Origin of the sequence: Fructilactobacillus myrtifloralis (assembly GCF_024029335.1) — a bacterium.
Lineage (GTDB): Bacteria > Bacillota > Bacilli > Lactobacillales > Lactobacillaceae > Fructilactobacillus > Fructilactobacillus myrtifloralis.
The window spans coordinates 1357421-1375316 of sequence record NZ_CP097116.1; the positions used below are offsets into that span (position 1 = coordinate 1357421).

Here is a 17896-nt window from a genome sequence, read left to right on the forward strand (position 1 = left end):
AATTGCGCTAGTCGTAAGCAGTAATGGTCCTAGTATATCATTTTTTGGATAGTTTTAACCGCAGGGGCGTGGTAAAATGAAGGCAGACGACTGAAAGGAAAACGCGTAATGACAGTTGATTTAACCACTAAATTTACAGATTTTAAAATTTTGAAAAATGAACCTCTCGCCCACTATTCGTGGACGAAAACGGGCGGACCAGCTGATTTTTTGGCTTTTCCAGAAACGAATGCCCAAGTGGAGGCCCTGGTCCAGATTGCCCAGGAGCAAGATTTACCCGTGACGGTCCTTGGCAATGCCAGTAATCTGATTGTCAGAGACGGGGGGATTCGTGGGTTGACCATTATTTTAACGGCCATGAACCAGATTACGGTCGACGGCACGCAAGTTAACGCACAGGCCGGGGCAGCCTACATTGCCACCACGCAGGTCGCCCAACAAGCGGGACTCACCGGCTTGGAGTTTGCCGCTGGGATTCCCGGCAGCATTGGGGGCGGGGTGTTTATGAACGCCGGCGCGTATGGTGGTGAGACCGCCTACGTGTTAGCCGCTGCCACCGTTTTAACTCAGGCCGGAACGATTGAAGTGTGGTCCCACGACCAGTTGGACTTTGGCTACCGGCACAGCGCGATTCAAGATCAGCACGCAATTGTCCTCGCAGCGACCTTTCAGCTCCGGCCTGGGGTCAAAGCATTGATTCAACAGGAAATGGATCATTTAAACTACCTACGTAAATCTAAACAACCCTTGGAATACCCATCGTGTGGCAGTGTCTTTAAGCGACCTCGTGGTCATTTCGCCGGGAAATTGATCCACGAAGCTGGACTCCAAGGTTACCGCGCTGGGGGGGCCGAGGTCTCGAAGAAACACGCCGGCTTTATTGTCAACGTCGACCACGCGACAGCCACTGATTACTTACACGTCATTCACCACGTCCAGGCCACTGTAGCTGCTCAGACTGGAATTAAATTAGAACCAGAGGTCCGAATTATTGGGGCTCAATAACAAAAGCCCGTGGGTGCATTTTGGTGCACCCGCGGGCTTTTTGGTTGGTTAAGATTGTGGATCCTGGATGATGGTGTAAATCCAGTAAATGACGAGTTGAATGATGGTCATGAGAACGACAAAGATAATCATTTCGCGATTCCACATGTTGGCAAACATGTGAAGGTAAAACTTGGGTTTGGTAATCAAATACACGGTGTGGACCCGCAAAAAGCGGCCAATGTAGAGCCCAATTGAACTTAAACAGATCAATCCGGTAGTTACTAGGAAGTTGGTAAAGGCCATTTGGACGTGAATTTTAGCCGTGATGGCCTTAGCAACGTGGATGAGGCCCCAAAACCCAAGAAACGCGCATGTCAGGGCACTAATTAACAGACAGGTGTACAGAAACCAGATGTGTCCATCGAGCTTCAACATGCCGTTGATATCATTCGGATGGAGCCATGACAAATGCAACAAGTCTGTTAAAATGTAAGGGGCATTCGGATAAAACAGTAACCACAGTAACGTGAGCCCCCAGAAAATGAGGACGTTTTGGTGGGGTTTACCAATGTGAAAGCTAATTTCAATCGGTAGGTACCCTAAGAACGTGTTTAATAATAGAAAACCAAAGAGGGAGTCTTTGATGAAGAGTTTGATAAAGACCAGCCACACGACGAAAAACAAGCGGACCTGCCATTTTTTACTGTTTGTCATATAAAATCACCTCAAGTTAGTCTCCTTTCATTAAACCGCAATTTACGAAAAAAAACTAACAAAATGTTTAAGCTCCCTCCTCATCCCCCTATTAAAGACCGGGAGCGGAGTGCTATAATTGTTACAAAGACGCAGGAAGGAACGCGAACGAATGGGAATTAATTGGAGTAATCTACTAACGTTACACAATTTGAGTAACGTCCTAGATATTTTAGTGGTGTGGATTTTAATTTACGAACTGTTTATGCTGTTAAAGGGCACCCGGTCGATTCAATTACTGCGTGGAATTGTGATTCTTGTGATTGCCAAGGTCTTGAGTTGGTACCTCGGTCTGACGATGACATCGTGGATTTTGGATCAAATCATTAACTGGGGAGTCATTGGTTGTATCGTGATTTTTCAACCAGAGATTCGCCGGGGCCTAGAAAAGCTGGGCCAGCGGTCGGTGTTTAAACAGTCCCAACAGGCAAACGCCCGAACGGAAAAGTTAATCCAATCCTTAGATGGGGCAATTCAATACCTGTCAAAGCGGCGGATTGGAGCCTTGATTGCGCTCCAAATGAAAACGGGGTTAGAAGAGTGGATTGAAAAGGGGATTCAACTGGATGCCGATGTATCGAGTGAGCTCCTGATTAACATCTTCATTCCCAACACGCCGCTCCACGATGGGGCGGTAATCATTAAGGATGACCGCATTGCGGCGGCCAATGCCTACCTACCGCCTTCTGATAGTAACCTGATTCCGCGAGAACTGGGGACTAGACACCGGGCGGCAGTGGGGTTGTCTGAAGTCACTGATGCCATTACCATCGTGGTATCCGAAGAAACCGGGGAAGTTTCTCTGACCCAAAACAACGAATTACTCCGTGGGATGAGTCAAGAAGACTATTTAAAGTACTTGCGTAGTCAGCTATTAACACCGAACACGAAGAAAACGTGGCACGGTGAAGTGCATGATTTCTTCAGCAAGGTCATGGGGGGTGGCAAGTAATGCACCGTTTTTTTGATAGCAAGGCGTTTGCACTGCTAATTTCCTTTGTGATTGCTGTGGGCTTGTTCTTCGTGGTTAACCAGGCGAAACTGGGTAATCCCAACGCGCGGGATAATCAGGCCAATCAGCAACTTACCTCCACGACGACGAAACAGATTGAAGTCCCGTTGCAACTGAACGTTAATTCCAGCAAGTACTTTGTGGTCGGCTATCCGGAAAAGGTTAAAGTGCAGTTGAAGGGGCCGGCCGCTTTAGTTACAACGACCGCTAACACCCGTAATTTTAAGGTCATGGCTGATTTGAGCGAGTTAGGACCGGGGAAGCACCAGGTTCGTTTACAACAAACCGGATTGAACTCGGATTTGAAAGCTACCATTAAACCCGCTAAAATTAACGTGAACATCCAGAAACGGGAAACCAAGGTTTTTCCGGTGGAAGTCGAGTACGATAAAAATCAAATTGCCACTGGCTATAAAGTGACCCGGGTCGACCAGGATCTGCAGAAGGTGAGCGTCACCGGTCCCGCTGATGAGATGCAGCGCATTGAGAAGGTGCTCGCAAAGGTCAACCTGACAAAGGAACTCCGGAAATCCACCAAGCAGACGACCGTGATTGATGCGGTGGACGCGCAGGGGAAAACCGTGAACGTGATCATCTCACCCTCGACCACTGAAGTGAAATTAGTGGTGGAAAAAAACAATGAACTAGAGAATAAAGCTGAATAATTAAAGGAGAAACGATGAAGTATTTTGGAACGGATGGAATTAGAGGAATTGCCAATCAGGAATTAACCCCCGAATTAGCCTTTCGCGCGGGCCGCGCGGGGGGTTATGCCCTCACCAAGCGGAGTGGAGAACAGCACCAACCGCGGGTCTTAGTCTCACGAGATACCCGGATTTCCGGACAAATGCTGGAATCGGCGTTGGTCGCCGGGTTACTCTCAGTTGGAATTGAAGTTCTACGGTTAGGAGTAGTGACTACCCCGGGAGTGGCCTATTTAGTGCGAGACCAAGGGGCTGATGCTGGGGTCATGATTACGGCCTCCCATAACCCAGCTGAATACAACGGGATTAAATTCTTTGGCGGCGATGGTTACAAGCTCTCGGATGACATCGAAGCAGACATTGAAGCCATGCTCGAAAATCCGGTTGATGACCTTCCCCGGCCAGCAGCAGCGGGGTTAGGAACCGCCGATAACTATACGGAGGCTGGGCAAAAATACCTCCACTTTTTAGCCCAAACGATTCCAGAGAATCTAACGGGAATGAAGGTGGTGGTGGATGCTGCCAATGGAGCCACCAGTTCCTTAGTGCCCCGGTTGTATGCGGACCTAGGGTTAGACTTCACCACGATGGCCACCACGCCCAACGGGATTAACATTAATGATCAAGTGGGCTCGACCCATCCAGAACAACTGCAACGGTTAGTGGTTGACGAGGGTGCCCAACTGGGAATTGCCTTTGATGGTGACGGTGACCGGTGTATTGCGGTCGACGAACAGGGGAACCTCGTGGACGGTGATAAAATCATGTACATTTGTGGTAAGTACATGGATGATCACGGCCGGTTGAAGCAGGATACGATTGTGACGACCGTAATGAGCAACCTGGGGATGTACAAGGCCATGGAAGCGCACGGGATGCACAGCGTTAAGACCAAGGTTGGAGATCGGTACGTCGTTGAAGAGATGAACCGGAACGGTTATAACCTTGGGGGGGAACAATCCGGTCACATCGTCTTTTTAGACTTTAATACGACGGGGGACGGAATGTTAACCAGCTTGCAGTTGATGGCAATCATGCAAGCTACCCAAAAACCGCTATCTGAGTTAGCAGCGGAGGTGCAAAAATATCCCCAAAGCCTCGTGAATGTCCACGTTGCTGATAAGGAGCATGCGATGGATGCTCCGGCTGTTCAAGCAGAGATCGAAAAGGTTGAAGCAGAAATGAACGGTAATGGTCGGATTTTAGTTCGCCCCAGTGGGACGGAACCATTGCTCCGGGTAATGGTCGAAGCACCAACTGAAGCAGAAAGTCAAGCCTACGCAGAACGGATTGCGAAGGTTGTTGAACAAGCTAATCAAGCCTAAAAAAAGAGTGGTCCAGACGGGCCACTCTTTTTTTAGATTCGGACGTAGACCAATTCCAGTTATTAATTGACAATGGTTAATTAAAAAGCTAAAATATAGCCTGTAACTTAAATTAAACTAAAAATGAAACATCTATACCAATTTGAAATGAGGAAATGATTATGTGTGGAGTGGTTGGAGTAACCGGAAATCCAAATGCAACCGAAATCTTAGTAAGTGGACTGGAAAAATTACAGTACCGGGGCTATGATTCGGCTGGAATTTTTGTGGATCAGCCGGATGGAACAAACTACCTAGTGAAGACAACCGGGAGTATTGCTGATTTACGGAAGAAAATTGGACCCGAAGTTCAGGGGACGGCCGGCATCGGTCATACCCGCTGGGCAACGCACGGGGGCGTGACGATTGAGAATGCGCACCCGCAGTTTTCAAGTGACGAACGTTTTTACCTGGTCCACAATGGAGTGATTGAAAACTTTCAGGAATTGAAGGATGAATACCTTCAAGGAGTTCACTTCCACAGCCAAACTGATACCGAAGTGGTGGTCCAGTTAATTGATAAGTTTGTTAAAGATGGGATGAGTACTAAAGACGCCTTCAATAAAACGTTGGGACTGTTAGAAAACTCATCGTACGCGTTCATGTTAATGGATCGTGAAGACCCAGAAACGATTTACGTGGCTAAAAACAAGAGTCCGATGTTGATTGGACTCGGCGATGGCTGCAACGTGGTGTGCTCAGACTCGATTGCGATGCTGGACGTTACGCACACGTTCTTGGAAATTCAAGACGGGGATGTTTGTGTGGTTCGACCAAACGAGGTAATCGTTAATGACCCAACCGGGGCAGAAGTAGAACGTGAAACCTTTGAAGTAAGCGTTGATCCAACTGCTTCTGACAAGGGAACTTACCCATACTACATGTTAAAAGAAATTGATGAACAACCAAACGTAATGCGGAAGTTGTCAGCGAAGTACCTTGATCAAGTTGGTCAACCCGTAATTACGCCGGCACTGGTAGAAAAACTACGTGATTCCGACCGGATTTACATCGTGGGGGCTGGAACGAGTTATCACGCTGGATTAGTTGGCAAAGCGCAGTTAGAAAAACTAACGGGCATTCCAACGGAAGTTCACGTGGCATCTGAATTTGCCTACGAAACCCCCTTGTTGTCCGAAAAACCCTTCTTCATTTTCTTATCGCAAAGTGGAGAAACGGCTGACAGTCGCCAGGTCCTTGTGAACGTGAACCGGCAAAACCTGCCGAGTTTGACGATTACCAACGTGGCAAATTCCACTCTGTCTCGAGAATCCGACTTTACCTTGTTGTTAGAGGCCGGTCCAGAAATCTCAGTGGCCTCCACCAAGGCCTACACTGCCCAAATTGCCCTAGAAGCCATTTTGGCCAAGGCAGTTGGGGAAGCCAAAGGAGTTGCGGCGGCTCAAACCTTTGATCTTAAGGGACAACTTGCCGTAGTGGCCCAGGGAATGCAAAGTATCGTGGACGAAAAGAACGAAATTGATCAAATTGCTCAGGATTACTTTGTGCAAGCGAACCAGGCGTTTTACATTGGTCGTGGGATTGACTACACGGTCTCACTAGAAGCCGCCTTGAAGTTGAAAGAAATTTCGTACGTACACGCCGAAGGGTTCGCATCAGGGGAACTGAAGCACGGGACGATTGCTTTGATTGAACCGGGAACTCCTGTGATTGGGATTATTACCCAAGCCGGAACGGCCGGGTTGACCCGGAGTAACCTCGAAGAAACGGCCGCACGGGGCGCTAAGACCCTCTCAATTGTGCGTCAGGGTCTTGCTCGTCCGGACGATACGTTCGTTATTCCAGACGTGGACGAACTGTTGGCGCCGTTATTGAGTGTCATTCCCGCCCAACTCTTGGCTTACTACACGAGTTTGAATAAGGGCTTGAACGTTGATTTACCCCGGAACCTGGCTAAGAGTGTTACAGTAGAATAATAAATGAGATGATTAAAAAAGAATTGTGCAGACAATTCTTTTTTTCTCGGGTTAAAGAAGGTGAAACCATGAAGTATACGAAACGAACGAAACAAACGAAACACGATCGCAAGGAAACGACGTGGCAAAAGTTTAAGGAGCAGCAAAATAAGTTGAGTGCGGATCGGCGCGGTGTCCGGACGGTCCACAAACGCCATTGGTAACCAGAGGAGCAAACGATGACACAACAAAGCCATGAAACGTTAGATTTAATTGAAGAGATTACCCGGCTTGACGGCAGTAAGTACTTAGAGATTAGTAACATGGTGCAAAATGGCCGTGCGGAACTAGCGGTCGAACGCCACCTGTTACAACGGGTTCGGATTCTCCAACTCAACATTCCCCACTCCGTGCACGTCATTAACTATGAAAATTACATTAACCAGCACTTTACGATGCCAGCCGAAGATTTTCAGGAATTTGAGGAATGGCAGCGGACTCCCGAAATGGAGCGAGAAGTAGAGTTAATCTTAAAGGAAAATCACATCGGGTAGATTGGCGTTCCTACCTTTACCACCATTTTAGATTGTGCGATAATAAACGAAAAGCAAATGGAGGCAGGGACATGATCGAAAAATTTCTGATTGGAACGTATACCAAGAATCAAAGTCAGGGAATTTATCAAATTGAATTGGATACGGAAAAACCAGCGTTACAAAACTTACAGTTGGTTGCCAAAGCCGGCTCGCCAACCTACGTGGCTGAATCAAAAGCCCACCGGATTTATGCGGTGGAACGGGTCATGGAAGATGACGAACTTCACGGTGGCGTCCTTGATTTAGACGGGACGACCTTACCGGCCAAGGAAATTGAAAAGATCGTGGAAGCGGGGAGTAGTCCCGCCTACATCACGGTTGATGAAAAACGGCAAAATGTCTACACCGCTAATTACCACACCGGGGACGTAACGATTTTCACCATTACGCCACAGGGGTTACTGTCCGCGACGGACCGGGTGCATGACCACGGTCAAGTTGGCCCCAAACCCGAACAAGCCGACGGGGCTCACCCCCACTACGTGGACATCTCGTTTGATGGGCGGTTAGTGGTTTGTGATTTAGGGCTGGATCAAATCTTCTTGTATGACTTAACGCCCGAAGGAAAATTGCAACTCGTTAGTGGCTTAACCTTAGCTCCTGGCTTTGGTCCCCGGCACATCACCTACATTGAGGAGATGGGGAAGGCCTATCTCGTCGGCGAATTAAGTAGTGAAGTGGCCGTCTTGAACTACAACGAAGAAACGGCTCAGTTTGAAATTGAACAAATCGTGTCAACGATTCCAGCCGATTGGACCGCCCACAACGGAGCTGCTGCCATTCACCTGTCTAGTGACCACCGGTTTGTGTACGTTTCCAACCGGGGGAATGACAGCATTGTGGTCTTTGCAATTCAACCAGATGGAAAATTACAGCAAGTCCAACGGGTTTCTACAGAAGGAGAATTCCCACGGGACTTCAACTTTAACCAAACCGAAGAGTTCTTGATTGTGGCTAACCAAAACAGTGACAATGCGTCCTTGTTCCATCGGGATGCAGAGACTGGTAAGTTAACCTTAGTCCAAAAGGACTTTACGGTTCCAGAAGGAACTTGTGTGGCGCCCCGAAAACCACAATAAATCGGAATCGCACAGTGCTGGTTTCAGCAATTGCGCCAATCGGATACTTAATGTATATTAAAAGCAACAAATGTCTGAGGTAGGCCAACTACAAAGGATGTTACCTAGCGAATCGAGGATGGTGGAAGCTCGACGTAACTCCCTGTGGGGAACACCTACGCGCGGAAGGAAGTAAGCTCTAACCGCACCAGACCCGGCCTTCGCCCGTTATTGCGAAGTGAGTTGGTTTTTTCAAGGAATTGAGAAAACAATTTGGGTGGTACCGCGAAGACCTCGTCCCTAGTGATGAGGTCTTTTTGTTTGGAATTAGAATGGCGTACCAGACGCCTAGTAATGGAGGAATTACGATGGATGTTTTAGTTAAAGACTTATATGCCAGTCCCAGTGAACACACCGACCAGTCATTAACCATTTCCGGCTGGATTCGGACGATTCGGGATTCAAAAAAAATTGCGTTTATTGAGGTGAACGATGGTTCGTACATTAAGAACCTGCAGGTAATTGCCAAGCGAGATCAGTTAGCGAATTTTGAAGACGTGGTCAAGTTACCAATTAGTTCCACGGTGAAAGTTACCGGGAAACTAGTGGAAACTCCAGATGCCCAACAACCGTTTGAACTTCACGCCGATAGTGTTGCCATCGAAGGCGTGGCCGCACCCGATTATCCGCTGCAGAAGAAGAAACACTCACTCGAGTACTTGCGGACGATTGCGCACTTACGGCCTCGGACTAACACCTTCTACGCGGTGTTTCAGATTCGGTCGCTAGCTGCCTTTGCCATTCATGAATACCTGCAACATCACGACTTTGTGTACGTGAACACGCCCATCATCACCAGTAGTGATACTGAAGGGGCAGGGGAGATGTTTCGAGTGACAACGCTTAATCCTGACCACCCGGCCCAGACTGAGGACGGTCACACGGACTTTAGCCAAGATTTCTTTGGGCAGGAAACGAACTTGACGGTTAGTGGTCAACTCCAAGTGGAGCCCTTTGCCCTGGCCTTTCGAAACGTTTACACGTTTGGCCCGACCTTCCGGGCGGAAGATTCCCACACCAAGCGGCACGCAGCAGAATTTTGGATGATTGAACCCGAAATGGCCTTTGCGGGGCTACCGGAAACGGTTACGGAAATTGAAGGGTTACTCCAGTTTGTAGTGCAGTACCTGTTAGACCATGCCCAAGCCGACTTACAATTTTTAAACGACCATGTTGATCACCAGCTCTTGGAACGTCTGCAACAAACGGTTGCGGAACCGTTTGCCCGGATTACCTATTCTAAGGCAATTGAATTGCTGCAGGAAGCAGACGTTGACTTTCAATACCCAGTGGAATGGGGTGTTGATTTAAAGGCCGAACACGAACAGTACTTGGCCGAGCAAGTCTTTCACCGGCCGGTCTTTGTAACCGATTATCCCCGCGCAATCAAAGCCTTTTACATGCGGGACAATCCAGATGAAAAGACGGTTGCGGCCGTTGATTTACTGGTACCTCGGATTGGTGAACTGGTCGGAGGGAGTCAGCGAGAAGAACGCGAGGCCGTTTTAAGAGCTAAAATGCAGGAATTTAAGTTACCGGAAGCAGAATACGATTGGTATTTGGAACTACGTAAGTATGGTGGGACCAAGCATTCCGGGTTTGGAATTGGGTTTGAACGCCTGTTAATGTACGTTACGGGGATGGATAACATCCGCGACGTAATTCCTTATCCACGGGTTCAAGGAAACATTAATTTCTAAAGGAAAGAACGTCAATGCGTTCTTTTTTTATGCCACGCGGTGGTTTATAATGATTATTAGCAAACCATTAATTTTGAAAGGGTGTTCACAGTGAAAGCAGCAACGCAAATGAAACCACTAACGCGCTGGCTCTTTATTGCCACGATGTTAGTTGGAACCTTCACCATGTCGATCAGCCAGTCCTCGTTATCGACGGCCTATCCGACCCTGATGAAGTATTTCTTGATCTCAGCCGATACGGTGCAGTGGCTTACCACGGGATTCATGATCGTAATGTGCATTACCATGCCGATTAGCCCGTGGTTGTTAAACAACATTAGTTTCAAGCAACTGTTTATGGGAGCCTTACTCCTGTTTGATTTAGGGACCCTCATTATTTTCTGGGGGCCGAACTTTTACATGGTAATGCTCGGCCGGATTATGGAAGCCGCTGCCGTGGGAGTCCTGTTTCCTTCGTATCAGACCGTGTTACTAGAGATCACCCCGGAACAAAAGCGGGGGACCATCATGGGGGTGGCCGGACTGGTAATGGGTTCGGCGTTAGCCTGTGGGCCGATTATCTCTGGAATCGTGCTCCGTTACACGAGCTGGCGGGGGTTATTCATTTTCTTCATGGTGGTAATTACGCTCGTCCTGCTGATCTCGTTGTTTGTCATGCGGGACGTGATGCCCCGGGTTCCATCGAAACTGGATTGGGTTTCCGTCTTTTACTCGCTCGGGTTAATCGGGCTCTTGTACGTGATTACCAAAGCTGGACAACCCGGAGCGGAATGGCCGGTCTTATTAGTAATTTTGGCGCTTTCGATCCTGCTATTAGTTTTCTTTGTTCGGCGCCAGTTAACCGTTGCAAATCCGATGTTGGATTTATGGGTCATGAAGAGTTTTAACTACGATTTATCCGTGCTTTTGACCGGCTTTTCGTATATTTCGCTAATCGTTGTTACCATCATTTTTCCGCTGTACTACCAACAAGTCTTAGGGGCCAGTCCCTTTGTTTCGGGGATGGCCTTAGTGCCTGGGGCCGCCTTGTTAAGTTTACTGAACCCCTTGACGGGAACGTTAGCGGATAAGATTGGTTTTAAGCCAACCATGTTGGTCGGAATGACCATGATCGTTGTGGGCTGGGGAATCCTCGCCATGGTGCCAATCTTTAACATCTGGGGAATGATTGGCATCGCCATGTTAATCGAAGGTGGGAATGCCTTTGTAATGATGCCGGCTGTTACCCTAGGTGCGAACTCGCTGCCAAACCAGTTAGTGTCCCACGGGACAGCTGTTATCACAACGGTGCGCCAGGTGCTTGGGTCAACCGGAGTAGCGGTAGCCACGTTGATCTTGGTAAACCTCACGGGTCACGCGATTGAACACGGAGCGGGCTTGCACGCTGCTAACCAGCTAGGGTTCCACGCCGTTTACTGGACCTTCTTTGGGGTGGCCATCGTGGGGTTTGTGATTGCGACTCTGATTCGGTCCACGCAACCAAACGATGCTAACTAACCGAGCAGATGTGCTAAAATTAACTTAATTAAGTTACAGTCATTGGTAACAATGACTGTTTTTGTATGAAAGGACAACCAAATGGCACAACCAAAGCGGTCCCGTCGCTGGGTCAAATGGGCGGAACGAATTTTAATTGTTTTATTACTGTTAGTCGGCCTGGCCTTGATTTTTAACTCCCAACTGGAAAGTTATTGGATTCGGTGGCAAAGTCAGCAAAAGGTGACTAAGATTTCCCCGCAAGAAGTGCGTAAGGGCGAGCAACAGAAGGGAAATTACGACTATAAAAACGTGCAGGCGGTCTCTGAAAATGCCATTTTAGAGAGTGAAAAGGCCCGCAAAACCAATGCGATTGGTTCGATTCAAATTCCGTCCGTCAAGATTAACCTACCGATTTTTAAGGGGCTAAATTCTGAAAACCTTACGATTGGGGCGGGGACGATGAAGCCGAACCAGAAATTGGGAACGGGTAATTATGCCCTTGCTGGCCACCACATGCAGGATCCCAACGTACTGTTTTCACCGTTATCAAAGGCCAAACGGGGGCAGGTAGTTAAAATTACGGACGGGAAGCACACGTATCGGTATCGGATTATCAAAACGAAGGTCGTTCCAGAAACGGACGTTTCAGTACTAAACGACGTTCCGAACCAGAAGTTACTGACCTTGGTTACCTGTGCCTCTGGGAATCCGGGCGAAACGGACCGCTTGATTGTCACCGGTCGTCTAATTGAATAAGTAAAAAACCATCTTGGACCTCATAATCCAAGATGGTTTTTTAGGTTAGATGTGGTAAGATACGAGCAAATAGGAGGGATCTACCATGGAAAAATTAGCGCAGTTACAAGCCCAGTTGCAACAACAAAACGTGGAGGTGGCCTATCTTAGCGATCCCGAAACGATTCAATACCTCACCGGTTTTGGAAGTGATCCGGTCGAACGAGTGTTGGCCCTCGTGGTCTTTCCCGATCAGGAACCGTTTATATTTGCCCCCGCGCTTGAAGTCGAAGACATTCAAACTTCGGGCTGGCAATTTCCCGTTTATGGGTATTTGGACCACGAAGCTCCGTTTGAGTTGCTGGCTGGTCACATCCGAGCTCGGATTGCGAATCCGAACCGGTGGGGGATCCAGCAACAACAGCTGACGGTTGCGCGGCTCCGGGCCTTACAGGACCAGTTTCCTCAGGCTGACTTTAGTGTCGATCTAACCCCCACGATTGAACGGATGCGCTTAATTAAGACGCCTGACGAAATTGATCAGTTACGAGCAGCGGGACGCGAGGCCGACTTTGCCTTCGAGGTGGCGTTTAAAACAATTGCCCCCGGGAAAACGGAAGCTGCCGTTGCCGCGGAAATTGAATATCAGTTAAAGCAACGGGGTGTGATGGAAATGAGCTTTGCGACGCTGGTTCAAGCCGGTAAGCATGCCTCCCAACCCCATGGTGATACCGGCATGACTAAGATTCAAGAGCATGAATTGGTGTTACTGGACCTTGGAACGGTACACAATGGCTACATTAGTGATGCTAGTCGAACGGTGGCGGTTGGGACCCTAGATGACCAACTGCGCACGATTTATCAGGTTTGTCTAGACGCCCAATTAGCAGCGCAAGCTGCCGTGCGTCCCGGAATTACCGCGGCCGAACTCGACCAGGTGGCCCGGGATGTGATTGACCAAGCGGGATACGGTCAGTACTTCATTCACCGCTTAGGGCATGGGATTGGGATGAGTGAACACGAGTTTCCCTCCATCATGGAAGGCAACGATTTGCAGCTGGCTGAAAACATGTGCTTTTCCCTGGAACCGGGCATTTATATCCCGGGGGTCGCTGGCGTCCGGATTGAAGATTGTGTCCGGGTGACGGTCACTGGTTGTGAACCATTTACACATACTACTAAAACCCTTCAAGATGTGTTGCGGTAGGTGAAAACGCCCTCAGTGCCCGATTGAGGTGGGAAAGTTACTTAAATTAATTAAGTTTTTCCAAAAAGTAAAGCGTTTTCATTGTACCTTTTTTCACAACATGGTATATTGGTAGCTAAACAATGTTAAAAAATTAAGTTGAAAGAGGGATTATCCATGAAAGTAGTTGTAGTTGGTTGTACTCACGCAGGAACATTCGCCATTAAGCAAACGTTAGCAACCCATCCCAACGCCGAAGTAACGGTCTTTGAAAAGAACGATAACATTTCGTTCCTTTCTTGTGGAATTGCGTTATATCTCGGAAAAGAAATCAAGAATAATGATCCAAAGGGGCTCTTTTACTCCAGCCCAGAAGAATTAGAAAACCTGGGGGCCGACGTGCAAATGAAGCATGAGGTCACGGAGATTGATCCTGACCAAAAAGTGGTTACGGTCAAGGACCTCGTAACGGGTGAGGTCAGCGAAACTGCTTATGACAAACTAATTATGACCACGGGGTCCCTGCCAGTGGTTCCACCTATTGATGGGATCCAAAGCGACAAGGTCTACTTATGTAAGAACTGGAACGACGCCAAGAAGCTCTTTGATGAAGCACCCAAAGCTAAATCCATTACCATCATCGGGTCTGGGTACATTGGGGCTGAACTAGCAGAGGCTTATTCTAAACAAGGTTACCAGGTTAACCTGATTGATGGGGCAACCCGGGTGCTTTACAAGTATTTTGACGCTAAGTTTACTGATATCCTGGCTGCCGATTACGAAAAGCACGGGGTAAACCTCGTGCTTGGTTCGAAGGTGACCTCGTTCGTTGAAGAACAAGACGGGATTACGGTAACAACGGCGAAGGGTGAACGGGTTCACTCTGACATTGCCATCCTTTGCATTGGCTTCCGACCGAATACGGGGCTCTTAAAGGGCAAAGTTGAAATGATGGACAACGGAGCGATTATCACGGATGAATACATGCATGCTTCGAATCGCGACATTTTTGCCGCCGGAGACAGTGCAGCGGTTCACTACAATCCCACCGGCCAAAATGCTTACATCCCGTTAGCAACGAATGCGGTGCGGCAGGGACTGCTAGTGGGTGAAAACCTCACGGAAGATAAGGTCAAGTACATGGGGACGCAATCATCCTCAGGATTGAAGCTCTATGACCGGACTTACGTTTCGACAGGACTCACGATGGCAGCGGCTAAAGCCCAGGGGATTAAAGCTCGTCAGGTCTTGGTCGAAGATAACTATCGGCCTGAATTTATGTTAACCACCGAATCAGTCTTGATGTCTTTAGTATACGATCCCGACTCTCGGCGGATTCTCGGAGGTTCGTTAACAAGTATGTACGATGTTTCGCAATCAGCAAACGTACTATCAGTTGCGATTCAAAACCGGAACACGATTGACGATTTAGCAATGGTTGATATGTTGTTCCAACCACAGTTTGACCGGCCGTTTAACTACTTGAACATTTTAGGTCAAGCAGCGCAAGCTCAAGCAGACGACGAATAAATGGAATTGAACTAAAAAAAGTCAGCACCAGGAGTTTCCTGGTGCTGACTTTTACATAGGAGTCAAGCATAATCGGTGGAATGGTGACTTAATTGAGCCCAATTTACAGAAGTGCTAAAATAATAAACAAACAACCAGTGTAAAATTATCTGATTAAGCGCCCATAAAGCGGGCATAACCAGCTGGCTAGAAGTTCAACATCGAGCCGACAATGAGGGCGACAAAACAGAGCGCAAAGGCTCCAATCAGGACCTTAAGCAGAATTTTTTTCAAACTCGGTTTCTGCGGTTCGGGCTGATTTTCCTCGAGGTGCTTAAATCTTTTTTTCAAATCTTGGTTAAGTAACTTTTCATTGTTTTTCATAATAGCTAAATTATATAATTATTAAAAACGATACGCAATTAATTTAAATGAATTCATGAAAGAGGCTCGGGCACAATGGCAGTATTGCAAAAACGGCATTATCAAAAAACGGTGCGGCAAGTCCTCATGCTGGCAGAGTCCTATCAACAAATGTCAGATGAAGAGCTGCAGCAGCAAACCCAAATTTTGAAAGACCAGGTTAACGGTGATCAGAAACGGTTAAAAGCGGTGTTGCCTGCTGCGTATGCCGTTGTTTGTGAAGCGGCAGAGCGGGTCCTCGGTTTGCGCCCCTATCCGGTGCAGGTCTTAGGAGCCGTTGCCATGGAAGATGGTAACATTGCCGAAATGAAAACGGGGGAAGGAAAGACGCTCACGGCCACGATGCCCATGTACCTTCATGGACTAATGGGAAGTGGGAACTTCTTAATTACGGCCAATGAATATCTCGCTGCTCGAGATGCTCATGACATGGGTAAGCTCTACCGGTGGCTCGGCTTAACGGTAGCGAGTGCTGTTCCCGAACTAGGTCAAAAGCCCGAAGATCGGGATCTGGACACCATTTATCAAGCAGACATTGTCTATACCACGAATAGTACCCTCGGTTTTGACTACTTGTTTGATAATCTTGCCAAATCACCACAAGAACAACATTTGCGTTCCCTGAACTTTGCCTTGATTGATGAAGCCGATGCGGTCTTATTGGATACAGCCCAAACGCCGTTGGTAATCTCTGGGGTTCCCCGGGTGCAGTCGAATTACTACCAAAGTGCTGACCAGGTCGTTAAGTTATTACAGGAACAGGACGACTATGAAATTAGTGATGATCTGAAAAACGCATGGTTTACCCCCCAGGGAATCGTTAAAATGGAACAATACCTGGATGTTGATAACCTCCTAACGCAGGAGTGGACGGATCTATACCGGCACCTGGTGTTAGCGTTACGTGCTAACTACATTCAAAAACGGGAACGGAATTACGTGGTTAAAGACAACGAAGTGGTGTTAATTGATGCTGAAAATGGGCGGGAACTCCCCGGCATGAAGATGCAAGCTGGGATGCACCAAGCGTTAGAAGCGAAGGAACAGGTGGAAATTACTCCCGAGCAACGGACGATGGCCACCATTACCTATCAAGACCTCTTCCGGATGTTTAAGCAGCTAGCGGGAATGACCGGGACCGCGGCCACCGATAAAAAGGAATTTTTAGAGGTCTATAACCTGTCCGTTTTCAAAGTTCCGACGAACCGTCCGAACATTCGCAAGGACTTTCCCGATCACCTGTTTATCAGTAACCGGGCGAAGTTGTTAGCGACGGTTGACGTGGTGAAAGCGGCCTATCAAAAGGGGCAACCGGTACTAGTTGAAACGGGTTCCTTAGAGCTCTCAGAGCTGTATTCAAACTTATTGTTAAAGGAACGGATTCCCCATAGTTTGTTGAACGCGCGCAGTGAAGTAAAGGAAGCCGAGATTATTCGCCATGCTGGTGAAAAGGGCGCCATTACCGTTGCCACCTCCATGGCCGGTCGAGGAACGGACATCAACATCAGTAAGGAAGTTGAGGAGTTAGGTGGACTCTTGGTGCTTGGAACTGAACGGATGCAAAACCGGCGGATTGATAACCAACTCCGGGGGCGCGCTGGACGGCAAGGAGCTCCGGGAGAGAGTGTCTTCTACGTTTCCCTTGAGGATAAGGTCGTAACGGAAAACGCCCCGAAGTCAATTCGACGCTTTGCTCATCGCCATGCACATGATCAGCAACAGACTCTGAGTAACCATGGCCGGTTCCGGAATGCCATTAACCGGTCGCAACAAATTTTAACCAACCAAGAACGCAATGCTCGGTTTGAAACCCTTCAGTACGGGGAAGTGTCCCGGATTCAACGGGAAAGTATTTACCAGACCCGGAACTGGATCATGCAGGCGACCCAATTGGATCCCTTGGTGACCATGTGCTTTGAAGCCGTGGCCCAGGGCTTTGGCAGTAAACGGGCTGATTGGGTCGATGACTCCCAGACGTTACTCGAGTTTATCTATCAAAATGTTGATCCGGATTATCAATCGTCCCGTGATCTGTCGGGTCTTTCGAATGAGGAACAGGTCAAAGTGTTACTGCAGGTGATGCAGGACCGGCTCCAGGTCATGCACCAGCAGTTACCGCATCAAGATCAATGGATTTACTTTGAACGGCTCGCCGTTTTGCGGGCCGTTGATCAGGGTTGGGTCGAACAAGTTGACCAGTTGGACATGTTAATGCAGGTTACCAAAAGCCGGTCCATCGCGCAGGTTAACCCCATTTTTGAATACCAAAAAGAGGCCCAAAAAGCTTATCAAACGATGCGTGAGCACATTAAGTTGCAAGTTGTCAGAAATTTAACTAATTCAGATGTGATTCCCCAGCCAGACGGAACCGTAGACGTTGAATTTCCTTAAACCACAGAAAGCGATTACTACCA

At 48.1% G+C, this 17896-nt stretch carries 16 protein-coding genes; 14 read left to right on the forward strand and 2 right to left on the reverse strand.

Annotation, left to right across the window (positions count from 1 at the left end; genetic code table 11):
- The first annotated feature begins 108 nt into the window (after window positions 1-108).
- A complete protein-coding gene (murB, locus tag M3M35_RS06735) occupies window positions 109-1005 on the forward strand; it encodes a UDP-N-acetylmuramate dehydrogenase (protein WP_252749883.1) in 897 nt (298 codons plus the stop codon).
- A gap of 48 nt (window positions 1006-1053) precedes the next feature.
- Here murB and M3M35_RS06740 read toward each other — a convergent pair whose 3' ends face one another.
- Complete coding sequence (locus M3M35_RS06740; RefSeq protein WP_252749884.1) at window positions 1054-1701, reverse strand: DUF1361 domain-containing protein; 648 nt, start codon at window positions 1699-1701, stop codon at window positions 1054-1056.
- A gap of 151 nt (window positions 1702-1852) precedes the next feature.
- Between M3M35_RS06740 and cdaA the strand changes: the two genes are divergently transcribed.
- The 12 genes from cdaA to M3M35_RS06795 all read left to right on the forward strand — a co-directional run bounded on the left by cdaA (window position 1853) and on the right by M3M35_RS06795 (window position 15080).
- Window positions 1853-2692 (forward strand): diadenylate cyclase CdaA, encoded by an 840-nt coding sequence (cdaA, locus tag M3M35_RS06745; RefSeq protein ID WP_274706352.1) that lies wholly within the window; start codon window positions 1853-1855, stop codon window positions 2690-2692.
- The gene (locus M3M35_RS06750) at window positions 2692-3417 is read left to right on the forward strand and encodes a CdaR family protein (RefSeq protein ID WP_252749885.1); all 726 of its coding nucleotides are present in this window, start codon (window positions 2692-2694) and stop codon (window positions 3415-3417) included. The genes cdaA and M3M35_RS06750 overlap by 1 nt, the downstream gene beginning before the upstream one ends.
- Window positions 3418-3431: 14 nt before the next feature.
- Window positions 3432-4781, forward strand: coding sequence for a phosphoglucosamine mutase (gene glmM / locus M3M35_RS06755; RefSeq protein ID WP_252749886.1), 1350 nt, complete (start codon window positions 3432-3434; stop codon window positions 4779-4781).
- 161 nt (window positions 4782-4942) lie between these two features.
- A complete protein-coding gene (gene glmS / locus M3M35_RS06760) occupies window positions 4943-6757 on the forward strand; it encodes a glutamine--fructose-6-phosphate transaminase (isomerizing) (protein WP_252750716.1) in 1815 nt (604 codons plus the stop codon).
- A 68-nt stretch (window positions 6758-6825) separates the two neighbouring features.
- Window positions 6826-6960 (forward strand): hypothetical protein, encoded by a 135-nt coding sequence (locus M3M35_RS07370; RefSeq protein WP_274706353.1) that lies wholly within the window; start codon window positions 6826-6828, stop codon window positions 6958-6960.
- Window positions 6961-6975: 15 nt separating this feature from the next.
- Window positions 6976-7290: a hypothetical protein gene (locus tag M3M35_RS06765; protein ID WP_252749887.1), complete on the forward strand. Its 315-nt coding sequence runs from the start codon at window positions 6976-6978 to the stop codon at window positions 7288-7290.
- 71 nt (window positions 7291-7361) lie between these two features.
- Window positions 7362-8411 (forward strand): lactonase family protein, encoded by a 1050-nt coding sequence (locus tag M3M35_RS06770; protein WP_252749888.1) that lies wholly within the window; start codon window positions 7362-7364, stop codon window positions 8409-8411.
- 347 nt (window positions 8412-8758) lie between these two features.
- The gene (gene asnS, locus M3M35_RS06775) at window positions 8759-10150 is read left to right on the forward strand and encodes an asparagine--tRNA ligase (protein WP_252750717.1); all 1392 of its coding nucleotides are present in this window, start codon (window positions 8759-8761) and stop codon (window positions 10148-10150) included.
- Between the two features lie 108 nt (window positions 10151-10258).
- The gene (locus tag M3M35_RS06780) at window positions 10259-11647 is read left to right on the forward strand and encodes an MFS transporter (protein ID WP_252750718.1); all 1389 of its coding nucleotides are present in this window, start codon (window positions 10259-10261) and stop codon (window positions 11645-11647) included.
- 81 nt (window positions 11648-11728) lie between these two features.
- A complete protein-coding gene (locus M3M35_RS06785; protein WP_252749889.1) occupies window positions 11729-12385 on the forward strand; it encodes a class A sortase in 657 nt (218 codons plus the stop codon).
- 85 nt (window positions 12386-12470) lie between these two features.
- The gene (locus M3M35_RS06790; RefSeq protein ID WP_252749890.1) at window positions 12471-13571 is read left to right on the forward strand and encodes a M24 family metallopeptidase; all 1101 of its coding nucleotides are present in this window, start codon (window positions 12471-12473) and stop codon (window positions 13569-13571) included.
- Between the two features lie 156 nt (window positions 13572-13727).
- Complete coding sequence (locus M3M35_RS06795; protein ID WP_252749891.1) at window positions 13728-15080, forward strand: FAD-dependent oxidoreductase; 1353 nt, start codon at window positions 13728-13730, stop codon at window positions 15078-15080.
- Between the two features lie 186 nt (window positions 15081-15266).
- Here M3M35_RS06795 and M3M35_RS06800 read toward each other — a convergent pair whose 3' ends face one another.
- Window positions 15267-15443, reverse strand: coding sequence for a hypothetical protein (locus tag M3M35_RS06800; RefSeq protein ID WP_252749892.1), 177 nt, complete (start codon window positions 15441-15443; stop codon window positions 15267-15269).
- 75 nt (window positions 15444-15518) lie between these two features.
- Between M3M35_RS06800 and secA2 the strand changes: the two genes are divergently transcribed.
- Complete coding sequence (gene secA2, locus M3M35_RS06805; protein ID WP_252749893.1) at window positions 15519-17873, forward strand: accessory Sec system translocase SecA2; 2355 nt, start codon at window positions 15519-15521, stop codon at window positions 17871-17873.
- Window positions 17874-17896 lie beyond the last annotated feature (23 nt).

What these genes read in the sequence shown, in the direction of transcription:
- M3M35_RS06780 (WP_252750718.1), top strand. Translation starts at nt 10,259, where the DNA reads ATGAAACCACTAACGCGCTGGCTCTTTATTGCCACGATGTTAGTTGGA.
- cdaA (WP_274706352.1), top strand. Translation starts at nt 1,853, where the DNA reads ATGGGAATTAATTGGAGTAATCTACTAACGTTACACAATTTGAGTAAC.
- M3M35_RS07370 (WP_274706353.1), top strand. Translation starts at nt 6,826, where the DNA reads ATGAAGTATACGAAACGAACGAAACAAACGAAACACGATCGCAAGGAA.
- M3M35_RS06795 (WP_252749891.1), top strand. Translation starts at nt 13,728, where the DNA reads ATGAAAGTAGTTGTAGTTGGTTGTACTCACGCAGGAACATTCGCCATT.
- M3M35_RS06750 (WP_252749885.1), top strand. Translation starts at nt 2,692, where the DNA reads ATGCACCGTTTTTTTGATAGCAAGGCGTTTGCACTGCTAATTTCCTTT.
- M3M35_RS06765 (WP_252749887.1), top strand. Translation starts at nt 6,976, where the DNA reads ATGACACAACAAAGCCATGAAACGTTAGATTTAATTGAAGAGATTACC.
- M3M35_RS06790 (WP_252749890.1), top strand. Translation starts at nt 12,471, where the DNA reads ATGGAAAAATTAGCGCAGTTACAAGCCCAGTTGCAACAACAAAACGTG.
- glmM (WP_252749886.1), top strand. Translation starts at nt 3,432, where the DNA reads ATGAAGTATTTTGGAACGGATGGAATTAGAGGAATTGCCAATCAGGAA.
- glmS (WP_252750716.1), top strand. Translation starts at nt 4,943, where the DNA reads ATGTGTGGAGTGGTTGGAGTAACCGGAAATCCAAATGCAACCGAAATC.
- murB (WP_252749883.1), top strand. Translation starts at nt 109, where the DNA reads ATGACAGTTGATTTAACCACTAAATTTACAGATTTTAAAATTTTGAAA.
- M3M35_RS06800 (WP_252749892.1), bottom strand. Translation starts at nt 15,443, where the DNA reads ATGAAAAACAATGAAAAGTTACTTAACCAAGATTTGAAAAAAAGATTT.
- M3M35_RS06785 (WP_252749889.1), top strand. Translation starts at nt 11,729, where the DNA reads ATGGCACAACCAAAGCGGTCCCGTCGCTGGGTCAAATGGGCGGAACGA.
- M3M35_RS06770 (WP_252749888.1), top strand. Translation starts at nt 7,362, where the DNA reads ATGATCGAAAAATTTCTGATTGGAACGTATACCAAGAATCAAAGTCAG.
- M3M35_RS06740 (WP_252749884.1), bottom strand. Translation starts at nt 1,701, where the DNA reads ATGACAAACAGTAAAAAATGGCAGGTCCGCTTGTTTTTCGTCGTGTGG.
- asnS (WP_252750717.1), top strand. Translation starts at nt 8,759, where the DNA reads ATGGATGTTTTAGTTAAAGACTTATATGCCAGTCCCAGTGAACACACC.
- secA2 (WP_252749893.1), top strand. Translation starts at nt 15,519, where the DNA reads ATGGCAGTATTGCAAAAACGGCATTATCAAAAAACGGTGCGGCAAGTC.